General features: G+C 45.0%; 16 protein-coding genes. 9 read left to right on the top strand and 7 right to left on the bottom strand.

Going from position 1 to position 18,124, the window contains the following annotated elements; genetic code table 11:
* Positions 1-3: 3 nt before the first annotated feature.
* Positions 4-1,230 (bottom strand): aspartyl protease family protein, encoded by a 1,227-nt coding sequence (locus GO495_RS17960; protein WP_157301111.1) that lies wholly within the window; start codon positions 1,228-1,230, stop codon positions 4-6.
* An 80-nt stretch (positions 1,231-1,310) separates the two neighbouring features.
* Here GO495_RS17960 and mqnC point away from each other — a divergent pair, with 80 nt between their 5' ends.
* The 3 genes from mqnC (at position 1,311) to GO495_RS17975 (ending at position 3,804) form a co-directional block, all read left to right on the top strand.
* Positions 1,311-2,435 carry a cyclic dehypoxanthinyl futalosine synthase gene (gene mqnC, locus GO495_RS17965; RefSeq protein ID WP_157301112.1) on the top strand — a complete coding sequence of 375 codons (1,125 nt, stop codon included), beginning with the start codon at positions 1,311-1,313 and terminating at the stop codon, positions 2,433-2,435.
* Positions 2,436-2,583: 148 nt separating this feature from the next.
* Positions 2,584-3,204, top strand: coding sequence for a hypothetical protein (locus tag GO495_RS17970; RefSeq protein ID WP_157301113.1), 621 nt, complete (start codon positions 2,584-2,586; stop codon positions 3,202-3,204).
* Between the two features lie 57 nt (positions 3,205-3,261).
* Positions 3,262-3,804, top strand: coding sequence for a GNAT family N-acetyltransferase (locus tag GO495_RS17975; RefSeq protein WP_157301114.1), 543 nt, complete (start codon positions 3,262-3,264; stop codon positions 3,802-3,804).
* Here the strand turns inward: GO495_RS17975 and GO495_RS17980 are convergent.
* Positions 3,801-4,694 carry a hydroxypyruvate isomerase family protein gene (locus GO495_RS17980; protein WP_157301115.1) on the bottom strand — a complete coding sequence of 298 codons (894 nt, stop codon included), beginning with the start codon at positions 4,692-4,694 and terminating at the stop codon, positions 3,801-3,803. The genes GO495_RS17975 and GO495_RS17980 overlap by 4 nt on opposite strands.
* 274 nt (positions 4,695-4,968) lie before the next feature.
* Between GO495_RS17980 and GO495_RS17985 the strand changes: the two genes are divergently transcribed.
* A complete protein-coding gene (locus tag GO495_RS17985) occupies positions 4,969-5,289 on the top strand; it encodes a hypothetical protein (protein WP_157301116.1) in 321 nt (106 codons plus the stop codon).
* 163 nt (positions 5,290-5,452) lie between these two features.
* On the opposite strand, the gene GO495_RS17990 is transcribed toward GO495_RS17985, so the two are convergent.
* Together GO495_RS17990 and GO495_RS17995 are read right to left on the bottom strand one after the other, a co-directional pair.
* Positions 5,453-8,356, bottom strand: coding sequence for a TonB-dependent receptor (locus tag GO495_RS17990; protein WP_157301117.1), 2,904 nt, complete (start codon positions 8,354-8,356; stop codon positions 5,453-5,455).
* Positions 8,357-8,402: 46 nt separating this feature from the next.
* Positions 8,403-9,185 carry a GLPGLI family protein gene (locus GO495_RS17995; protein ID WP_157301118.1) on the bottom strand — a complete coding sequence of 261 codons (783 nt, stop codon included), beginning with the start codon at positions 9,183-9,185 and terminating at the stop codon, positions 8,403-8,405.
* A gap of 152 nt (positions 9,186-9,337) precedes the next feature.
* Between GO495_RS17995 and GO495_RS18000 the strand changes: the two genes are divergently transcribed.
* The 5 genes from GO495_RS18000 (at position 9,338) to GO495_RS18020 (ending at position 14,441) form a co-directional block, all read left to right on the top strand.
* Positions 9,338-10,720 (top strand): sensor histidine kinase, encoded by a 1,383-nt coding sequence (locus tag GO495_RS18000; protein ID WP_157301119.1) that lies wholly within the window; start codon positions 9,338-9,340, stop codon positions 10,718-10,720.
* 11 nt (positions 10,721-10,731) lie between these two features.
* Complete coding sequence (locus tag GO495_RS18005; protein WP_157301120.1) at positions 10,732-11,418, top strand: response regulator transcription factor; 687 nt, start codon at positions 10,732-10,734, stop codon at positions 11,416-11,418.
* Positions 11,419-11,433: 15 nt separating this feature from the next.
* A complete protein-coding gene (gene pheS / locus GO495_RS18010; RefSeq protein WP_089781525.1) occupies positions 11,434-12,462 on the top strand; it encodes a phenylalanine--tRNA ligase subunit alpha in 1,029 nt (342 codons plus the stop codon).
* 78 nt (positions 12,463-12,540) lie between these two features.
* Positions 12,541-13,389, top strand: a complete 849-nt coding sequence (locus GO495_RS18015; RefSeq protein ID WP_157301121.1) for a 3-hydroxyacyl-CoA dehydrogenase NAD-binding domain-containing protein — start codon at positions 12,541-12,543, stop codon at positions 13,387-13,389.
* Between the two features lie 62 nt (positions 13,390-13,451).
* Positions 13,452-14,441, top strand: coding sequence for an NAD-dependent epimerase/dehydratase family protein (locus GO495_RS18020; RefSeq protein ID WP_157301122.1), 990 nt, complete (start codon positions 13,452-13,454; stop codon positions 14,439-14,441).
* Here the strand turns inward: GO495_RS18020 and GO495_RS18025 are convergent.
* The 3 genes from GO495_RS18025 to hemN all read right to left on the bottom strand — a co-directional run bounded on the left by GO495_RS18025 (position 14,427) and on the right by hemN (position 18,123).
* Positions 14,427-15,098, bottom strand: coding sequence for a hypothetical protein (locus GO495_RS18025; protein WP_157301123.1), 672 nt, complete (start codon positions 15,096-15,098; stop codon positions 14,427-14,429). The genes GO495_RS18020 and GO495_RS18025 overlap by 15 nt on opposite strands.
* 217 nt (positions 15,099-15,315) lie before the next feature.
* Positions 15,316-16,272 carry a UDP-3-O-(3-hydroxymyristoyl)glucosamine N-acyltransferase gene (locus GO495_RS18030; protein ID WP_157301124.1) on the bottom strand — a complete coding sequence of 319 codons (957 nt, stop codon included), beginning with the start codon at positions 16,270-16,272 and terminating at the stop codon, positions 15,316-15,318.
* A 492-nt stretch (positions 16,273-16,764) separates the two neighbouring features.
* On the bottom strand, positions 16,765-18,123 hold the full coding sequence (gene hemN / locus GO495_RS18035; RefSeq protein WP_157301125.1) for an oxygen-independent coproporphyrinogen III oxidase: 1,359 nt from the start codon (positions 18,121-18,123) through the stop codon (positions 16,765-16,767).
* Position 18,124 lies beyond the last annotated feature (1 nt).

The raw sequence follows: 18,124 nt of genomic DNA on the forward strand, positions 1-18,124 counted from the left end.
CGGCTATAATATGCTTTTGATCTGTATTTTTTTTAAGAGCAGTTCTTTATCGCGCATTATCAATATGGTAGGCCGCGTGCCTATATTTTTAAGCAGATCACGATAAAGCTGCAGGTTAGAGCTGATATTATTGTTGATGGCGATGATCTTATCCCCCTTTTTGAACCCTGCTTTTTCAGCCGGAGAACCTTTGATGATATCAGTTATTTCAACCTGTCCGTCTATCAGATAAATAATCAGTCCGGTATAAGAATAATCGAACGGGTCCCGGTAATGGGTGTTCGGCATCATGTAAATTTCCTTTTTACCATAGTTGATAATCAGGTTAAAACGACGCAGGAGATCATTTCCCACCATTCCTCCCAGGAAAGGGTAAGCGGTAATATTGCTGACATCATCAAACAGGTAAACGGGCACATTACGGAAGGCGAAGTTGCCTAGTTTGAACTCCTGTATAGTGGTGATATCCATGTTCATCTTCCCTCCCAGCCCCTGGGCTTCCGTCTGGATCACTTTCCGCTGCTTTTTACGGGAAGATAATATAGCGCTGTCCTGTACAAACTGTTTGGAGAGCAGCAGGCACATACCGGCCCCGGTATCAAAATAATAGCGGTTGTTCCCCTGGGCTTTGCCGTTGCGGAGTTCCGCGCTGACAATAGGGATTAAAGTAAGGGAAGGGTGCAGCAACTGGCCGCCTTTGGGATAGTTGAAGTTGCCCCTGGTATAGATAGCGATTGTTTCTGTATCGTAATCTATCTGTACAATATAGCGGCTCAGGATACTGTAACCCATGATGCCGTCTACCTGAAGGCCGTATACCTGGCTAATCAGCTCGTAGTCGTTGATGTGGAAGTTGAGACTGTCTACTTCCAGTCCGGGCATTTGCAGGGTATGGTTCATGGCAAAGGCCACCTTCTTGGAGCCGCCGACCCCGCGAACGATCTTATCCGTGGGGATCAGCGGGATGCCCAGGCGTAAACAGGTATTGGTATCCAGGGATATACCGGCGCTGCCGGTATCCAGGATAAACTGGAGAGTATCAGGATATCCTTTTAACTGAGCCTGGATAACCACAACCCCACCGTAATACTGGTGAAAAGGGAAGCGTGTAATTAACACACCTTCGGTAGTGGCTGCTTTTGAATGTAAGGCTTGTGCAGTTGCTACGTGGAATGAGGCGATGGCCAATAAGAATAACCAACAGTGCTTTAACAGTGTTGCTTTTTGCATACGTGTAAATAGGTCGATCTAAAATTAACATTAAAAATGCAGGGTATAGTGGATTTTGTTTTTTGCTACCTTTGTTTATCATGGAACTGAAAGAACTATATAGCAAAGCACTGAACTTTGAGTGGCTATCACCGGAAGAAGGGATATATCTGTTTGAAAAAGCTCCACTTACAGAGCTGATGCATATTGCAGATGAGTTGCGCAAGCAGCAGGTGCCACATGGAAAAGTTACCTGGCAGATAGACCGTAACGTGAATACCACGAACGTCTGTACGGCCAATTGTAAATTCTGCAACTTCTACCGTGTCCCGGGACATGGAGAAGCATACATTACCACTATTGACGAATACAAGCGGAAAATAGATGAGACGCTGAAGTTCGGAGGAGACCAGTTGTTGTTACAGGGAGGTCATCATCCGGACCTTGGTCTTAAATTTTATGTGGACACTTTCAGGACACTGAAAGAACTGTACCCAACTCTTAAACTGCATACGCTGGGGCCCCCGGAAGTAGCGCATATCACCAAACTGGAAAAGAGTACCCATATTGAAGTGCTGCAGGCGCTGAAGGATGCCGGTATGAACAGCTTGCCCGGCGCCGGTGCGGAAATACTGAACGACCGTGTACGCCGGCTGATCTCCAAAGGTAAGTGTGGCGCACAGGAATGGCTGGATGTAATGCGGGCGGCACATAAGCTGAATATCGCCTCTTCTGCCACCATGATGTTTGGTCACGTGGAAACCCTGATGGAGCGTTTTGAACACTTCGCTGCCATCCGCCAGGTGCAGAGCGAGAAACCGGAAGGTCATTACGGGTTCACTGCCTTTATCCCCTGGACGTTCCAGGATGTGGATACATTGCTGTCCCGTATCCGTGGGGTGCATAACATGACTACTTCAGAAGAATATATCCGTATGATCGCGATGAGCCGTATCATGCTGCCTAATATCAAGAATATCCAGGCATCCTGGTTAACAGTGGGTAAACAGGTAGCGCAGATCTGTCTCCGTGCAGGTGCGAATGACTTTGGATCTATCATGATCGAGGAGAATGTGGTAAGTGCGGCAGGTGCCCCTCACCGTTTCACCTATCGCTCTATGCAGGAAGCAATCAGAGAAGCTGGTTTTGAACCACAATTGCGCACACAGTTGTACGAATTCCGTGAGATTCCGGCAGGCATACAGGAACAGGTAATTGACTATTGATATCATAACTTTCCGGCGGGCTGCAGCACAACGTTGCAGCCCGTTTTTTATTGTATACCATTGATCCTCAAAGAAATGTTAATTCCTCCCCCGCTCATGTAACTCTTCCCGGTTTTCTTCGTCTAAAGAATAGTTAAACGGAGGGTATATGAAAAAGTCAGGGTTATTTATAATGGCAATCTGCCTGCTATCAATGGCTGCGTGTAAAAGCACCAGGCTCACTTCATCCTGGAAAACACCGAACGCCAAATTACAGCCGGATAAAAAGATTATGGTGGTTGCGCTGGTGCCTAAGCAGGAGCGTAAACTACGTATTTTAATGGAAGACAATCTCGTATCCGAACTAAAGAAAGAGGGGTATAATGCAGTATCTGCCTTTGCCACTTATGGTCCGGACAATGCGATGAGTGGAAAGGACGATGAAAAGGCCGCACTGCAGAAATACCGGAACAGCGATGTTGCCCAGGTAATGACAGTAGCGATGGTGGATAAATCCCGGCAGAGAAATTATGTGCCGGGCTATGGTTATCCATATTATGGAATGCCTTATTACAGAGGATGGTATGGAGGAATGTATGGTCCGGGTTACTACCAGGTAAATATAAGATACCAGTGGGAAGCCAATCTGTACGATCTGAATGAAAAGAAATTGCTGTACAATGCGGAGAGCGATTCTGTTGATCCGCCAACAGCTTACAGACAGGCATACCTGTATGCCCGTCAGATCGTAAAGGACCTGCAGAAGCAACAGCTGATCGCAAAGAGTTAGTATTTTGTTATTTTTGAGGTTTGATGTTTGCTGAAAGGCGGCATCAAACCTTTTTTTATGCTGAACCTACCCGTTAATGATTCGATTTCCCTCAGGCAGTTACAACCTGAAGATGCGCCTGCTCTCTACGCGCAGATTGATCTGTCCCGCAAAACATTGCGGCGCTTTCTGCCATGGGTAGATTATAACACCAACGAAGAACATTCTCTCCGCTTTATAGAAATGATGCTGCGTAAGGCAGAAGATCAGGATGCCATTGCCATGGGGATGTGGTATGAAGAGCAGTTATGCGGGGTAATAGACCTGCACAGCTGGGACCATATGTTACAGAAAGTAGAAGTGGGCTACTGGATAGCGGAGAAGTTTCAGGGGAAAGGGATTGCAGTGGCCTGTTGCCGGGAGCTGATCAACTTTGCCTTTGAATCATTAAAACTGAATAAGGTAGAGATCCATTTTGCTTTGCAGAATGAGCGCAGCGCCAGGATCCCTATCAAACTGGGATTTGCGAAGGAAGGCGTGTTACGCCACCATGCCAAATTGCACGGGCAATATGTTGACATGGTGGTAATGGGTGTGTTGAGAGAGGACTGGAAATATTAAATATCACAGATTTCCACGCCTTGTTTCAGGGAAGCCAGCTTGTCTGCACGTTTAGGTACAAACTCCTGTGCCACAAAACCTTTGAAGCCGGTTTCATGGATGGCCTTCATGATAGCCGGATAATATAATTCCTGTGTTTCGTCTATTTCATTACGGCCAGGTACGCCACCAGTGTGATAGTGAGCGAAATACTGGTGATTGTTACGGATGGTACGGATTACATCTCCTTCCATGATCTGCATGTGGTAAATGTCGTACAGCAGCTTAAATCTGTCGGAATCAATCGCTTTGCATAAATCTACCCCCCAGGAAGTATGATCACATTGGTAATCAGGGTGATTCACCTTGCTGTTCAGCAGTTCCATTACAATGGTCACATTCTTCTTCTCTGCATAATCCATGATGCGTTTCAGGCCTCTGGCGCTGTTCTTAAGCCCCAGTTCATCATCTAATCCGTCCCGGTTACCGGAAAAGCAGATCAGGTGCGGGAATCCGGCTTTAGACGTTTCATCTATCAGATATTGATAATAAGTTACCAACTGATCATGATGCTCTACGCGGTTCCACCCTTTGGTAATACCCCAGTCTTTGTTGATGGACGCTACCATAGCGCAGGTAAGGTCGTACTTTTTGGCGGTGGCAAAGTCTTTTGGATCAAGAAGGTCTATAGACTGAAGGCCGATACGGTTGGCCGCTTTGCAGAGATCTTCCAGGGGAATATCGTTGTAGCACCAGGCGCAGACAGAATGGTTAATCTGTCCTTTCAGCTTTTCTTCTACGGCCGTTTCATGGGCCATAACGCGGTTAGTGAGAGAGGCCAGTGACGTGGAAGCAAATGCCATAGCAGCGGCTTTCTTAATCATATCGCGGCGGGAATTTTCGTTAGACATGTTAATTGATTTAATACTCTATACGTGAAACTACGCATTTTAATTTTCCGTACATCCGTCTTCTTAAATACTACGTAACTTTATTATACACTACAACGTTCAATAATTATAGGATTTACGAATACACGGAAAAAAGTCAGCATTTTTTAACAGCCTGTAGTACAGATAATTACTTTAAGAGTAAGCGCCAACATCTCTTCGTAAGCCCCCGGTCATTGAATTTGGTAAGCTATTTGATTATATTATACTATAACATTTAAAGCGGAGGTTGAAAATGGAAAGAAAATTTACTCCAGCCTTGTGGGCATGTGTTTTAATGGACCTGCTGGGATGTGCCAGCTACGCAGTACCGGTTTTAGGGGAAGCCAGCGATGTAATATGGGCACCTATATCAGCCATCATATTTTACAGGATGTTTGGAGGAAGTATAGGAGCTTTCGGAGGAGTGTTCAACTTTATAGAGGAACTGTTTCCCGGCCTGGATTTTATTCCCACATTTACTATCAGCTGGGTAGTGAGAAGGGTCACACAAAGCATCCGGGATGGTAAAACAGCGAAACAAAAAGTTCAGCGTTATAAAGTAGCCGGACTATAAAAATACCAAGATTGTAAGGTTTCAAAGCTGAAGGTAAGATGGAGGAGGTGCGCCTGCTCCTTTGTTATCCTTTCAATCTTTCAAGAAAATTAAAGGGGCTGTATCAGATCTGATACAGCCCCTTTTTATTGGGTTCTTTTATGTGGAGAAAGACCTTTAATTATTAGCCTCCTGGCATACCACCACCCGGGAATCCACCACCTCTCATACCCGGGAACCCGCGCATTCCCGGAGGCCCATCGCGACGTTGCCTGTCATTGCCACTGGTCCCAAATTTTTTCAGGAAGTAAGTAAAGCTCAACATAAAGTATTGTTGCAATACCATGTTGTTCGTGTCCTGGATGTAGTTCTCTCCGGTGCTGCGACTGATACTCACATTGCGTTTGAGGATATCATATCCGTATAATTTTATCAACCCCTGTTTCTGTTTAAATACGCTTTTTGAAATGAAGGCATTGAGCATGGTTACATCTACGTTGTATCCTGCTGCTCTTCCGGCATTCAATGTGTACGTAAGATCACTGCCAATAATAAAACCTGCAGGAAGATTTACGTTAAAATCAACCATGAACGAGTAGTTGAAATAGTTGGTGTTTGCAGCCGGTTGGATATCATATCTCGCGGCGCTGTACTGCGCACTGGCAGTAGTAGATACATCGAAGAGTTCCTTATAAAAATAGTTGAAACCGAGTCCCTGTGTAATACTATAGGATTTATTAAAAGTTTTGACAGCAGAACTGAAGTCTGTACCCGTTGTACTGAAGCTCACATCCCGGCCATAACTCAGTGAAGTGTTAAAGTTTATAGTACTGTTATTCTTTTTATTGACCGGAATAGTGTTTACCATAAAACCATCAATAGTATATGCACCATTCGCATTCATTGGTTTCGTATACTGCTTACCGGAAGTATCCGTACGGTTTGCATTTACAATTTTATTTTCGGAAAAATTCGTTCTGATATTTGTAAAGAAACCACGGAAAGTACTCCTGTTGAAAGCATTGTACCCTACGTTGAAGCTATGTGTGAAAGTCGGCTTCAGATCAGGGTTTCCCTGCTGTACATAGAGTGAACTTGTAAGGTCGGGCAGTGGTTGTAACTGTTGTACTGTTGGTTGTGTGGTACTACCGCTGTAACGTATACGAAAACGTCTGCCCTGTTCAAAGTTATAGTTGAATGATGCAGAAGGATAGTAGTTGATGGTATGCTGAGTGATATGTGTAGATCTGCTTACATTGATGTTATCTAAATTACTGAATTGAACGTTTACCCCTACTGTATAATCGTACTTGAACTTTTGGGTATGGATGTTAATACCGGCCTGTTGCGTTTGAAAAGTGTTCTCAAAAATATTACTCAGACTGTCATTCAGTTTATCATACTTCTCTGTTGTGGCATCATGGTCGTACGTAAGATTATTTGAAGAACTGTAATTGTGATTCCAGGCGTACGTCAGTTCAAGAAAACGGGTTTTAGTAATGGGTTCAGTATATGTTAAACTTACGCCGAAATTTCTACCCAGGTTATCTGCATCCGTCAGGCGATCGTATCCGCTGGTATAAGCAGCGGAGGTATCAGTAGCCAGATGGGAGTCGGATGTTTTATAAAAATTCTGCCGGGTAGTCGTGTTATAACCAAAGCTGAAATTGGCGCTGACGGTACGGCCAACTTTATTGAATTTTTTTCTGAACAATGCCGTTGTTGAGAAATTTGGTGAAGTAGCATTGCTGGTGTTAACGGATGAGCCCTCAATCGTTTTTACCTTATTGATATCCAGCGACTGGTAGCTATTACCCGAAAAATTGTTCCCGTCCGTATAAGTAAAAACAGGCGTAACAATGAGGGAATGCATAGAGTCTATCTGGTATTCCATCCGCATGTTGATACGGTTGTTGGTAGTATTGGCAACAGAACCGGAATTATTATTATAATAATAAGAGGTATCAGCAAGGAAAGTTTGTTTGGCGCTCAGTGTTTGCGTTTGTACACGGGTATCGCTTACGAGATAGCTGGCATTTACTTTTAGTTTGGTGCCATAATCCTGGTTAAAATTCAGACCTGCATTCCAGTTACGTGTGATACCGGTATTATTATTCCCGCCAAGACTGCTGATCGTGCTGCTGGACGCTCCACGTCCGCCACCACCGCTGCGTCCGCCGCCATTGCCTCCTCCCCCGCCGCCGGTGTTGCCGCTGTTGAAGTTGAAGACATCCTGTTGGGTATATCCCAGGTTATTGACGTTATTTCCACTACCTAAAAAAGACAATTGACGGGAATCCGTGAAGTTGTTAACGCTTGCGTTTGTTGCAAAGTGTTCATCGGTCCCATAACCGGCAGAAGCTCTTCCGAACACCCCATGTTTTTTGTCTTTTTTGATGGTGATGTTGATCGCTTTTTCCGTATTGCCGTCATCTATGCCTGTAAACTGTGCCTGATCAGACTTACGGTCTATCAGCTGTATTTTATCGATGATATCTGCCGGCAGGTTTTTAGTAGCGAGCTTGGGATCATCACCGAAAAACGGTTTCCCATCTACCAGGACTCTCTTTACTGTTTCACCCTGTGCGGTGATGACACCGTCTTTGTCTACTGATACACCAGGTAGTTTTTTCAACAGATCTTCCACCACTGCATTCTCCCTTGTTTTAAAAGATCCTGCGTTAAACTCCAGCGTATCTATTTTCACTACCACCGGCGGCACTTCCTGCACAATTTCCACTTCATTTAATGTAATCCCTTTTCCTTTCAGCTGAACATTTCCCATGTTTACAACCGGATTGGCAGGAGAGACGGTGATACTTTTAAAAATGGGTTTATAACCCAGGTAGGTAATATATACACGATAATTACCCATGGCAACACCGGGTATTGAAAACGCCCCTTTTTTATCTGTAAATACGGTAGCGGCAAGAGAAGAGTCGCTGCCATACAATAATGCAACCGTTGCATCCGCTAAGGGATTGGAAGCAGTTGAGTCGGTAAGTAGCCCTTTGATCTGTCCCTGCTGTGCTTTTGTTATCAGCACAAACAGGAACAGAAATGCAGTTATAAGGGTTATTCTTTTCATGTAAATAAGGAATTAATAGCGGGAGTAGTTGCGAATTTACGGGTAATTAATTCCTGTTGTTCTGACGGTCACGGAACTTCTGCATCTGTTCACGACGCATATCACGTAACTGGTCCTGGGAGATTTTTTCTGCGTTGGCAGGGATCGCTGTTTCTGTAGCTGCTACAGGTTTCAGATCTATCTTTTTAGCAGAGAAAGAACGTCTGTCGCTTTCTGCGGATAATACTACCCCATTGGCTTCGGGTAACAGTCCGTTGATAGGGCTGTAGCTGAAAGGGAGGTCCTGCGTGTACCATACGGTGTATGTTTCATCGCGTAAGGTAACAGTTGCTTTTTTGCAATTGTAGCCGGCTACTTTTTTCGTTTTATCTGTCAGCTTTACATCTTTTGGCGTTGCAAAATCTTCTTCTGCGTAGTAAGTTTTCGTGCTATCGTCTGGTTTTGTGAAAACCTGGATATATTTTTTACCGGCAAGGTCTACATATGCAGGACCGCCAAAGCCACCGCGCATGCCACGGCCCTGACCGCGACCCGGGCCACCGCCATTTTCTCCCGGAGGAGGGCCTTGTGGGGGAGCCTGGCCATTACGACCGCCAAAATCAGGGCGTTCTGTAGCCAGTTTACCTTTACCAGCAGTAAAGAAAAAATGCTGTGAGAAAGTGATCACTTGTTCTTCTGCGTCTCCACCGTCTGTATTACCGCCGCGGGGGCCCATCTTTGCACTTACCTCGTAATCTATAACACCTGCGTTTTTGTCCTGTGCCATAGCGGTGATGCCGGAGAAGGCCACCAGGGCTGCACTAAGGAGCGTCTTTGATAAATGGTTCATGTGTTTGAGTTTTTTCTGATACAAAAGTCACTAATCGCACGGCATAAGATGGTTAAATAGCATTATTTACTGTTAATTACTGTTAAGGGTATGCTGTGTGTAAGCCCGGAAACCGATAGCTTTGTATGATTATAAGTTAATCGGGCAAACAAATGCGTCAACGAATCCGCAACATACTGATACTAATGTGTGTCTGTATACTCAGCATATACCTCTTCCAGGGTTACTGGTTATATAATTCCTATCATATTCAACTGGACCAGTTTGGGAAAGATATAAACGAGTCACTGCGAACCGCCATTTTTAACAAGCAGTTTGCGGACGTGCGACGGTATTTCCGGCGCTATGGCCGGGAGCGTGATTCCCTGCATGATGTGCCGCCACCACCACCCGGAGAAGACTGGCACCGTTTCACAGATACGGGTACACGGAATGGAGACGCTCCTAATAGAAAATATGCGGATACGCTTGCCCGGCAGATTTCTGATCTCATCTTACTGAATAACATGTACGGAGATAGTATCAAGCTGGTAAAGCTGGATTCGGTATACAGTTCCGAGCTGCATAACAGGCAAATTACAACGGACTTTGAGCTGGATACTTTTCATATCAGCTTTAACGGGCTCGCCCGTGACGGATTCCGGGACAGCCTGCGCAGACGCAGTCCGTTAAAAACAAGTAAGATCCCTTTTAATCCGGCCAGTAATCTCTTTGTACAGGCCGTATTTAAATCGCCTTTACAATATATTCTGGCAAAGATGATCTGGACGCTGGTCGGTACTTTACTATTGCTGGTGCTGGTGACCATCTGTTTTATCTACATGTTGCGGACTATCTTAAAGCAGAAAAAACTATCTGAAATAAAGAACGACTTTATCAATAACATGACGCATGAGCTGAAAACACCTATTGCTACGGTATACGCAGCAGTAGAGGCTATGCAGAACTTCAATGCGCTGAACGACCAGAAGAAAACACAGAACTACCTGGATATTTCCAAGCAGGAATTGCAGCGATTATCGGACCTGGTAGAAAAGGTGCTGCATATTGCTTCAGAAGAGAATGAAGAGATAGAAATCTACAGGGAAGAAACAGATCTGAATGATGTGATAGATACTATCATCACCAATCATCAGCTAAAAACAAACAGGCCGGTACAGTTCAGATATGACAATCTTTTAGGGGACAGGCTGGTGTTTGTAGACAAGACGCATATCTCCAATGCTATCAGTAACCTGGTAGATAATGCGATTAAATATTCGGGGGAACATCCGGCTGTAAGTATCCGTTGTTCCATAGAAAACGGTACCTTAACTATCCGGGTAAAGGATAACGGAATAGGGATACCCAAAATGTACCAGGAAAATATCTTTGATGCGTTTTTCCGTGTACCTACAGGGAATCTGCATAATGTGAAAGGTTTTGGCCTTGGGCTGAGTTATGTGAAGAAGATCATCATGCTGCATGGTGGTACAATTACTGTAACCAGTGAACAGGAAAAAGGAAGCGAATTTATCATCCATCTCCCGCTTTAAAATTCAGCGCTATGTCTAAAGTATTGCTTATAGAAGATGAAACACAGTTAGGCCAGATCGTAAAAGACAGCCTGGAGATGAGAGGGTTTGAAATGTTATACGCCGAGGATGGGAAAGAAGGGCTGAGATTGTACAAGGAACATCATCCCGATGTGGTGGTCCTGGATATCATGATGCCTAATATGGATGGATTTGCTGTAACTACAGAGATCCGTAAAGACGATAAACTTACCCCCATTATCTTTTTGACGGCTAAATCACAAACAGCCGATGTGGTAAAAGGGTTTGAACTGGGAGGGAATGACTATCTGAAGAAGCCTTTTAGCATGGATGAGCTGATCGTACGTATCAAATCGTTGCTGATGCGGTATAACGAGCAGCAGGGATCTGCGGATTCCGGTGCAGACGTTGTGCAGATTGGCCAGTATACGTTTAACTATACGAAACAGACACTTACCAGGAATAACAATACCGAGTTCCTGTCTCACCGGGAAGCAGAAATACTGCGGCGGCTGTCTGATAACCGCAACCAGGTGATGGAAAGGAAAACGATCCTGCTGGACCTGTGGGGAGATGACAGCTTTTTTAATGCCCGCAGCATGGACGTATTTATCACCAAATTACGGCGTTATCTGAAGGAAGACCCCAGGATACAGATCGTGAACATACGGGGGGTTGGCTATAAGCTGATCTTTTAATTATCTTTGCTCCCTATGGAGCAGATAGAACAGCAAATAGCTGCATACAAACAGGAAATACTGGCATTTGAACCAGCCACAGCGGCGGATCTTGAAACATACCGTATCAAATTCCTCGGAACCAAGGGGATTGTGAAGGCAATGTTCGGCGAAATGAAACAGGTGCCGAACGACCGCAAGAAAGAATTCGGACAGGTGCTGAACAGCTTTAAGCAGCTGGCAGAAGAAAGATATGCGCAGTTTGAAAATCTGAAAGACGATGCGGGCAGTACTACCGCAGATACCGACTTTACCTTGCCGGCTGAACCTCACCGCCTGGGTACCCGTCACCCGATCAGCATTGTAAGGAATAATATCATCAGCATATTTGAGCGCCTGGGATTTGCTATTGCAGAAGGGCCTGAAATAGAAGACGACTGGCATAACTTTACCGCATTGAACCTGCCGGAGAATCACCCGGCGCGTGATATGCAGGATACTTTTTACATCAGTCAGAACCCCGACTGGTTATTACGTACGCATACGTCTTCCGTACAGGTAAGGACCATGGAGCTGGGTAAGCTGCCTATCCGCATTATCTGCCCGGGTCGTGTATACCGTAACGAGACGATCTCTGCCCGTGCGCATTGCTTCTTCCACCAGGTAGAAGGACTTTACATAGACGAAAACGTTTCTTTTGCCGACCTGAAACAAACGCTTTACCACTTTGTTAAAGAATTGTTCGGAGAAGATATCAGTATCCGTTTCCGGCCTTCATATTTCCCTTTTACAGAGCCTAGTGCAGAAATGGATATTACCTGTATTATCTGCGGTGGTAAAGGATGTAATGTATGTAAACATACCGGCTGGGTAGAGATCCTGGGTTGTGGTATGGTGCATCCGAAAGTGCTGGAGAATTGTGGTATTGACCCTGAGAAATATACCGGTTTTGCATTTGGTATGGGTATAGAACGTATTACGATGTTGAAATACCAGATTAAGGACCTTCGCCTGTTTTCAGAGAACGATACGAGGTTCCTGGAGCAGTTTGAAGGAGCGATCTAAACATATTTTTACAAAGAAAAGGAGAAGGGCGAAGGTGTTTATATCAGCGTCTTTCTCCTTTTGCTATTTATAAGCATTATGAAAATACATACCATTGCTGTTTGTGGGGCCGGCACCATGGGGGCCGGTATTGCGCAGGTAGCCGCTACAGCAGGTTACCGTACGGTGCTGTTTGATCTGCAACAGACGGTGCTGGACAATGCACAGCAGCAGATATCCCGGCAGCTGGAAACAGCGGTTTCTAAAGGGAAGCTGGTGGCGGAGCAGAAGGCGCTTATTTTATCTCAGATAAAGTTTACGAATGCGGTGAATGAGTGTGTAGCGGACCTGGTAATAGAAGCTATTGTAGAGAAATTATCCGCTAAAACCGGATTGTTCAATCAGCTCGCAGCCATTAATGATCACGCTACGATATTTGCTACCAATACCTCTTCGCTGGCTGTTTCAGCAATTGCCTCAGAGGTAGAGAATCCGTCCAGGGTAGCGGGCATGCATTTCTTTAACCCCGCGCCTGTTATGAAACTGGTAGAGATTGTGCAGGGACAGCAAACATCACAGGCTGTAGTGGATCTGCTGTACGATTTATCGCTGAAACTGGGTAAAACGCCGGTACATGTGAAGGATACTCCCGGATTTATTGTGAACCGTATAGCAAGGCATTATTACCTGGAAGCAATGGAGATCGCAGCCGAAGGTATCGTTGATTTTAAAGCAGCGGACAGGTTGCTGGAGAGTGCGGGGTTTCGTATGGGACCCTTTGCCCTCATGGACCTTATAGGAAATGATGTGAACCTGGCAGTGACGCAATCCTTGTATGATGCGTTTGAAAAAGCGCCGAGATTTGCGCCTAATAAGTTGCAGATAGAAAGGGTGCAGCAAGGCGCATTAGGAAAGAAAAGCGGGAAAGGATTTTATAATTACGGTTGAGGTATATCATTTCAGCCGCACATTGTTATCTTTGGATTCTTGTATAAAACGGGACTTAGGACATGATTTTAGTTACGGGAGGAACAGGTTTTTTAGGGAGTAATTTATTACGGAAACTGGTGGATGTCGGGGAGCCGGTACGGGCATTGTATCGTACAAAAATTCCTTATCAGCTGAAAGATATAGAGGATAAGATAGAGTGGGTAACCGGTGATATACTGGATGTATGCACGCTGGAAGACGTGATGGAAGGAGTGGACAAGGTATATCACTGTGCGGCAGTTGTATCTTTCCATCCCAAAAATCATAGAGAGATGATGAAGGTGAATGTGGAAGGTACCGCTAATGTGGTGAACCTGGCTATAGATGCAGGTGTGAAGAAGCTGGTACATGTGAGTTCTGTGGCGGCATTGGGCCGTGCCAAGGCAAATGGTGTGATAGATGAGGAGAATGAATGGCAGGAAAGTAAGAACAACTCGCAGTATGCTGTAAGTAAATATCTGGCGGAAATGGAAGTATGGAGAGCAAATGCGGAGGGTCTTGCCACTGCGATCGTAAATCCAAGTATTATACTGGGAAGTGGTTTCTGGGATGATCCTTCCAGTATGCTTGTGCGGAATGCCTGGAAAGAATTTCCTTTTTATACGGATGGCGTGACGGGTTTTACCGATGTGAATGACGTAACAGATGTGATGATGCGCCTGATGGAAAGTGACATAAAAGGGCAGCGGTTTATTTTGTCTGCTGAGAACTATGGTTACCGTGAGTTATTCACGGAAATGGCCACAAGACTGGGTAAGAAGCCTCCTCATATTGCGGTGAGACCCTGGCTGGCAGAGATAGTATGGCGGGTTGAAGGTATCAAGGCAAAACTGACCGGAAAGAAAGCTCTCCTGACGAAAGAGACGGCGCGTACTGCCCAGATGAAAGTATATTATAACAATAGTAAGATCCAGACGGCATTACCCGGCTTTACATTTACGCCATTGAAGACAACGATTGCCAGGATGTGCGGTGCTTTCAAGGAGCATCAGATATTATCTCAGAAGTAATGCTCCGATAGCTGCAGCTATAACAGGTTGCAGTTCTGCGGGGATATCCGCGCTCATCCATACACGGGGTTTTTCTCCCGGAATTACTGCCGCTATATCCTTACGGCGGTAGTGAAATTCATAACAGATATTCTCGTAGGAATTCTTTGTTCCGAAGTTATTATGAGCCGTTATACGGATCTCATCCTTATCTGAGCGCAGTATACCTGCCGGTTTATTGTCATTCAGCTCCAGGTAGGTCACTTCTTTTAGAATAAGTTCCCAGCGTTTTAAAGGGTCGTTTTTGGTCCCGTTGATCTGAACATAGGTATAAGGGGCCGTTGAGGGCATATTGTCCAGAAAAGAGGGCAAAGACCGGCCTGAGAAGGCAATGTGCAGGGCCCTGAGTTCCTGTATGCGGATACTTTCATCCTGCCCGGTCATTACGAAGTTAAAGGGGTTTTGCGGGTCTTTGATGAAACTGATACTTGCAGCATCTGAAATACCGTTTTTACGGGAGGATGTGTTGTATGGCCCGTAGGTGATGGTTTTAGAGGTGAACCAGCCATCGCTGATCTTTACCGGCCATTCCTGTGGAGGGATGTATAATCCCTTCTGGGAGTATCCGTATCTAAAGCCGGCAAGCAGTAAGAAGACAGTGAACAGGGTACGAACCATACTGAATATTTAAAAAGACAAATTAAAAGCGCTGTGTTTGCAGGAAATAACAAAAACTGACCCGGCAGGAGCCCCCTGTTTTGGAGGCTCTTACCGAGTCGATAAAGGAAGAGAGGTCTCTTTGTTACAAACAAGCAGCTTCTGCGTTCTACAGATAAACAGCTTCTGAGCGGTGTTGACTTCTATAATCACGCGCTCTTATGGCACTTGAACCTATCTACTTATTGCCGTTGTTTCCATAGAGCTTCTCCCACATTTCAGGGATGCGTTTGATCCAGGCCAGTTCTTTCTTCTTCACCCTGGCATCTTCCACCGGCGATCCAAAGTATACTTTACCCGCTTCCAGGTCTCCGCCTACGCCACTTTGTGCAAGTACTACCACCCCTTTGTGTATGGTAAGATCTTTTGATACACCAACCTGACCCCACAGAATTACGTTGTCTTCTATCTTTGCTTTTCCGCCGACACCTACCTGACCGGCAAATAGACAATTGCGGCCGATCACTGTACCATGACCGATATGGATCATGTTGTCAAACTTAGTACCACGGCCGATAATGGTGTCTCCGCTAACGCCTTTATCGATGGCACAGCCGGCGCCTATTTCCACATCATCTTCAATGATCACGCGTCCGCAGCTTTCCAGTTTATCATACATTACTTCCCTGTCTGCCCTCTTCTTAAAGTAGAAAGCATCAGCACCAATTACGGTACCGGCATGAATGATTACATTGTTGCCGATGATAGTATTGTCGTAAATAGTTACGTTAGGATGTATAATACAATTACTGCCTATGCGCACGTGGTTACCAATGAATACATTAGGCTGTATGATGGTGTCTTCCCCTATCACAGCGGAATCGCTGATGGGTTTGGTGGCTGGTTCGAATGGACGGAACCGTTTAACAAGTTTCACATAAGCGCTGAACGGATCAGGTAAAACAAGTAATGCCTTGCCGGGAGGGCAGTCAACTTTTTTATTAATGATGATGATGGTTGCTGCAGATCGCAGAGAGGCATCATAATACTTTTCAAAGTCGACGAAAGAGATATCTCCCGGTTCGACTTTATGAATCTCATTAATACCGGTTGCTTCCAGCTGGTCGTTGCCAACCAGCTCTGCGCCTATGAATGCTGCTATTTCCGTTACCGCTAGCGGTGCGTTCAACTTCATGTGTTGTGCTGTTTAGTGAAGCAAAGGTAGTAGAGAAATAGGAATAATTAATTGCATGTTCCGGAATGATGAAGAGAGGAAATAAAGTTATCTCACTAAGTACTAACTGTTGTTATCCACACTTTTTTTACTGGTGTGAATAAAAAAGTTTGCATTTTTTTTCTTTTGTGATGAAATTCTTTTTAATATTGTGTAGGGAATTTATGTTTCCTGTACTTACTAACCCATTCACATAACAAGAAAGTCTGATTGTAAACACGGTCAGACTTTTTTTATGCCCGTTAAGATCCTCTCCCCACAAGCATTTCAGCTAATTCGTTTTTTTATCTGCTATTCACATTGTACTGATGTCAATACATTTTTATCTCCTTTTGGAATGGAGCGCAAAAATCAGGAAGGCATCATTTTTCTCTTTTTGAAGTCCATTTTCTGGAAAAAGTTTTTCATTTTGAAAAGATTGTAACATAAAACCGTAAGAATGAAGTGAATATACTAGATCGCATTACTGAAGAGTTGTGATTGTGGTAATTGCTGCCATAAACGGGCATCAAAAGCCATACAGATGTTCCGTATAAACGGACGTCCTTTCATTGTAACAGTAACCTTCTTTGGATGTACGATCACCAGTCCGTCTTTTTCCGGTTCCTGCAAGCGTTGCAGCCCCTCAATGATAGCGTCACACTGCGTATCAGCCTTGTTCCATGTTGTTTCAAAGGTACACATAAGTGCATGTATATGGCGCCGGAGTAACAGGTCTTCCCTGCTTAGTATATGACCACGAACTACGGGGAACTGTCCGTTATTCACCAACCTTTGCCAGGCATTGATCTCTTTTTCATTTTGGGCGTATGCATACCAGCTGTCTCCGATGGAAGAAGCGCCTAATCCTATCATCAGAGAAGTATGATGATCTGTATAACCCATAAAATTGCGGTGTAATGTTCCATTGGTAAAGGCATTGTAAAGAGGATCGTCCTTCAGGGCAAAATGGTCCATCCCAATTTCTGTGTAGTTGTTTTCTGCGAACATTGTTTTGCCAAGATCATACAGTGCCCGCTTCTCTTCGTCTTTGGGCAGATCGGCTTCAGAATAACGCCTTTGTCCTACTCCTTTCACCCAGGGAACATGTGCGTAGCTGTAAAAAGAGATCCTGTCCGGTTGCAGCTGCATCACCTGATTAATGGTATCTTTTACACTGGCTGCTGTTTGCAGTGGCAATCCGTAGACAAGGTCGAAGTTGATGGACGTATATCCGATCGCTCTTGCCTCTTGCATGACACGTGCTACGGTTTCGTAAGGCTGTATGCGGTTGATGATCTCCTGCACGCGGATATCAAAGTCCTGTATGCCCAGGCTCATACGCCGGAATCCCAGGTCGTACAGCGTTTGCATATGTGCTTCAGTGGTGTTGTTCGGGTGGCCTTCGAAGCTGAGGGACGCATCTTTCAGCACATCGGCCCCTTTGAAAATACCCGTTACCAGCTGATGCAGATTTTCCGGTGTGAAGAAGGTCGGCGTCCCTCCTCCCAGATGTAGTTCACGGATGCGCGGGCGTTTCCCGAACAATCCCAGGTATAACTGCCACTCTTTTAACAGCGTGCTGATATAAGGTTCTTCCACACCGTGATTCACCGTAATGTATTTATTGCAGCCACAATAGGTACAGAGCTTTTCACAGTAAGGAAGGTGGATGTAAATACTGATGCCTTCCGTATTGTTGGTGGCATGGAATGACTGCTGTACCAATGCCTGCCAGCTGGCGATATCAAAACCGGCATTGTTCCAGTAGGGAACGGTTGGGTAACTTGTATAACGGGGAGCGGCAACATTGTATTTCTGAATGAGGCTCATA

The organism is Chitinophaga oryziterrae, assembly GCF_009758125.1.
In the GTDB taxonomy this organism is placed as follows: domain Bacteria; phylum Bacteroidota; class Bacteroidia; order Chitinophagales; family Chitinophagaceae; genus Chitinophaga; species Chitinophaga oryziterrae.

What these genes read in the sequence shown, in the direction of transcription:
- hemN (WP_157301125.1), bottom strand. Translation starts at nt 18,123, where the DNA reads ATGAGCCTCATTCAGAAATACAATGTTGCCGCTCCCCGTTATACAAGT.
- GO495_RS17960 (WP_157301111.1), bottom strand. Translation starts at nt 1,230, where the DNA reads ATGCAAAAAGCAACACTGTTAAAGCACTGTTGGTTATTCTTATTGGCC.
- GO495_RS17975 (WP_157301114.1), top strand. Translation starts at nt 3,262, where the DNA reads ATGCTGAACCTACCCGTTAATGATTCGATTTCCCTCAGGCAGTTACAA.
- GO495_RS17980 (WP_157301115.1), bottom strand. Translation starts at nt 4,694, where the DNA reads ATGTCTAACGAAAATTCCCGCCGCGATATGATTAAGAAAGCCGCTGCT.
- GO495_RS18015 (WP_157301121.1), top strand. Translation starts at nt 12,541, where the DNA reads ATGAAAATACATACCATTGCTGTTTGTGGGGCCGGCACCATGGGGGCC.
- GO495_RS17985 (WP_157301116.1), top strand. Translation starts at nt 4,969, where the DNA reads ATGGAAAGAAAATTTACTCCAGCCTTGTGGGCATGTGTTTTAATGGAC.
- GO495_RS18025 (WP_157301123.1), bottom strand. Translation starts at nt 15,098, where the DNA reads ATGGTTCGTACCCTGTTCACTGTCTTCTTACTGCTTGCCGGCTTTAGA.
- GO495_RS17970 (WP_157301113.1), top strand. Translation starts at nt 2,584, where the DNA reads ATGAAAAAGTCAGGGTTATTTATAATGGCAATCTGCCTGCTATCAATG.
- GO495_RS18030 (WP_157301124.1), bottom strand. Translation starts at nt 16,272, where the DNA reads ATGAAGTTGAACGCACCGCTAGCGGTAACGGAAATAGCAGCATTCATA.
- GO495_RS18000 (WP_157301119.1), top strand. Translation starts at nt 9,338, where the DNA reads ATGCGTCAACGAATCCGCAACATACTGATACTAATGTGTGTCTGTATA.
- GO495_RS18005 (WP_157301120.1), top strand. Translation starts at nt 10,732, where the DNA reads ATGTCTAAAGTATTGCTTATAGAAGATGAAACACAGTTAGGCCAGATC.
- GO495_RS17990 (WP_157301117.1), bottom strand. Translation starts at nt 8,356, where the DNA reads ATGAAAAGAATAACCCTTATAACTGCATTTCTGTTCCTGTTTGTGCTG.
- mqnC (WP_157301112.1), top strand. Translation starts at nt 1,311, where the DNA reads ATGGAACTGAAAGAACTATATAGCAAAGCACTGAACTTTGAGTGGCTA.
- GO495_RS18020 (WP_157301122.1), top strand. Translation starts at nt 13,452, where the DNA reads ATGATTTTAGTTACGGGAGGAACAGGTTTTTTAGGGAGTAATTTATTA.
- GO495_RS17995 (WP_157301118.1), bottom strand. Translation starts at nt 9,185, where the DNA reads ATGAACCATTTATCAAAGACGCTCCTTAGTGCAGCCCTGGTGGCCTTC.
- pheS (WP_089781525.1), top strand. Translation starts at nt 11,434, where the DNA reads ATGGAGCAGATAGAACAGCAAATAGCTGCATACAAACAGGAAATACTG.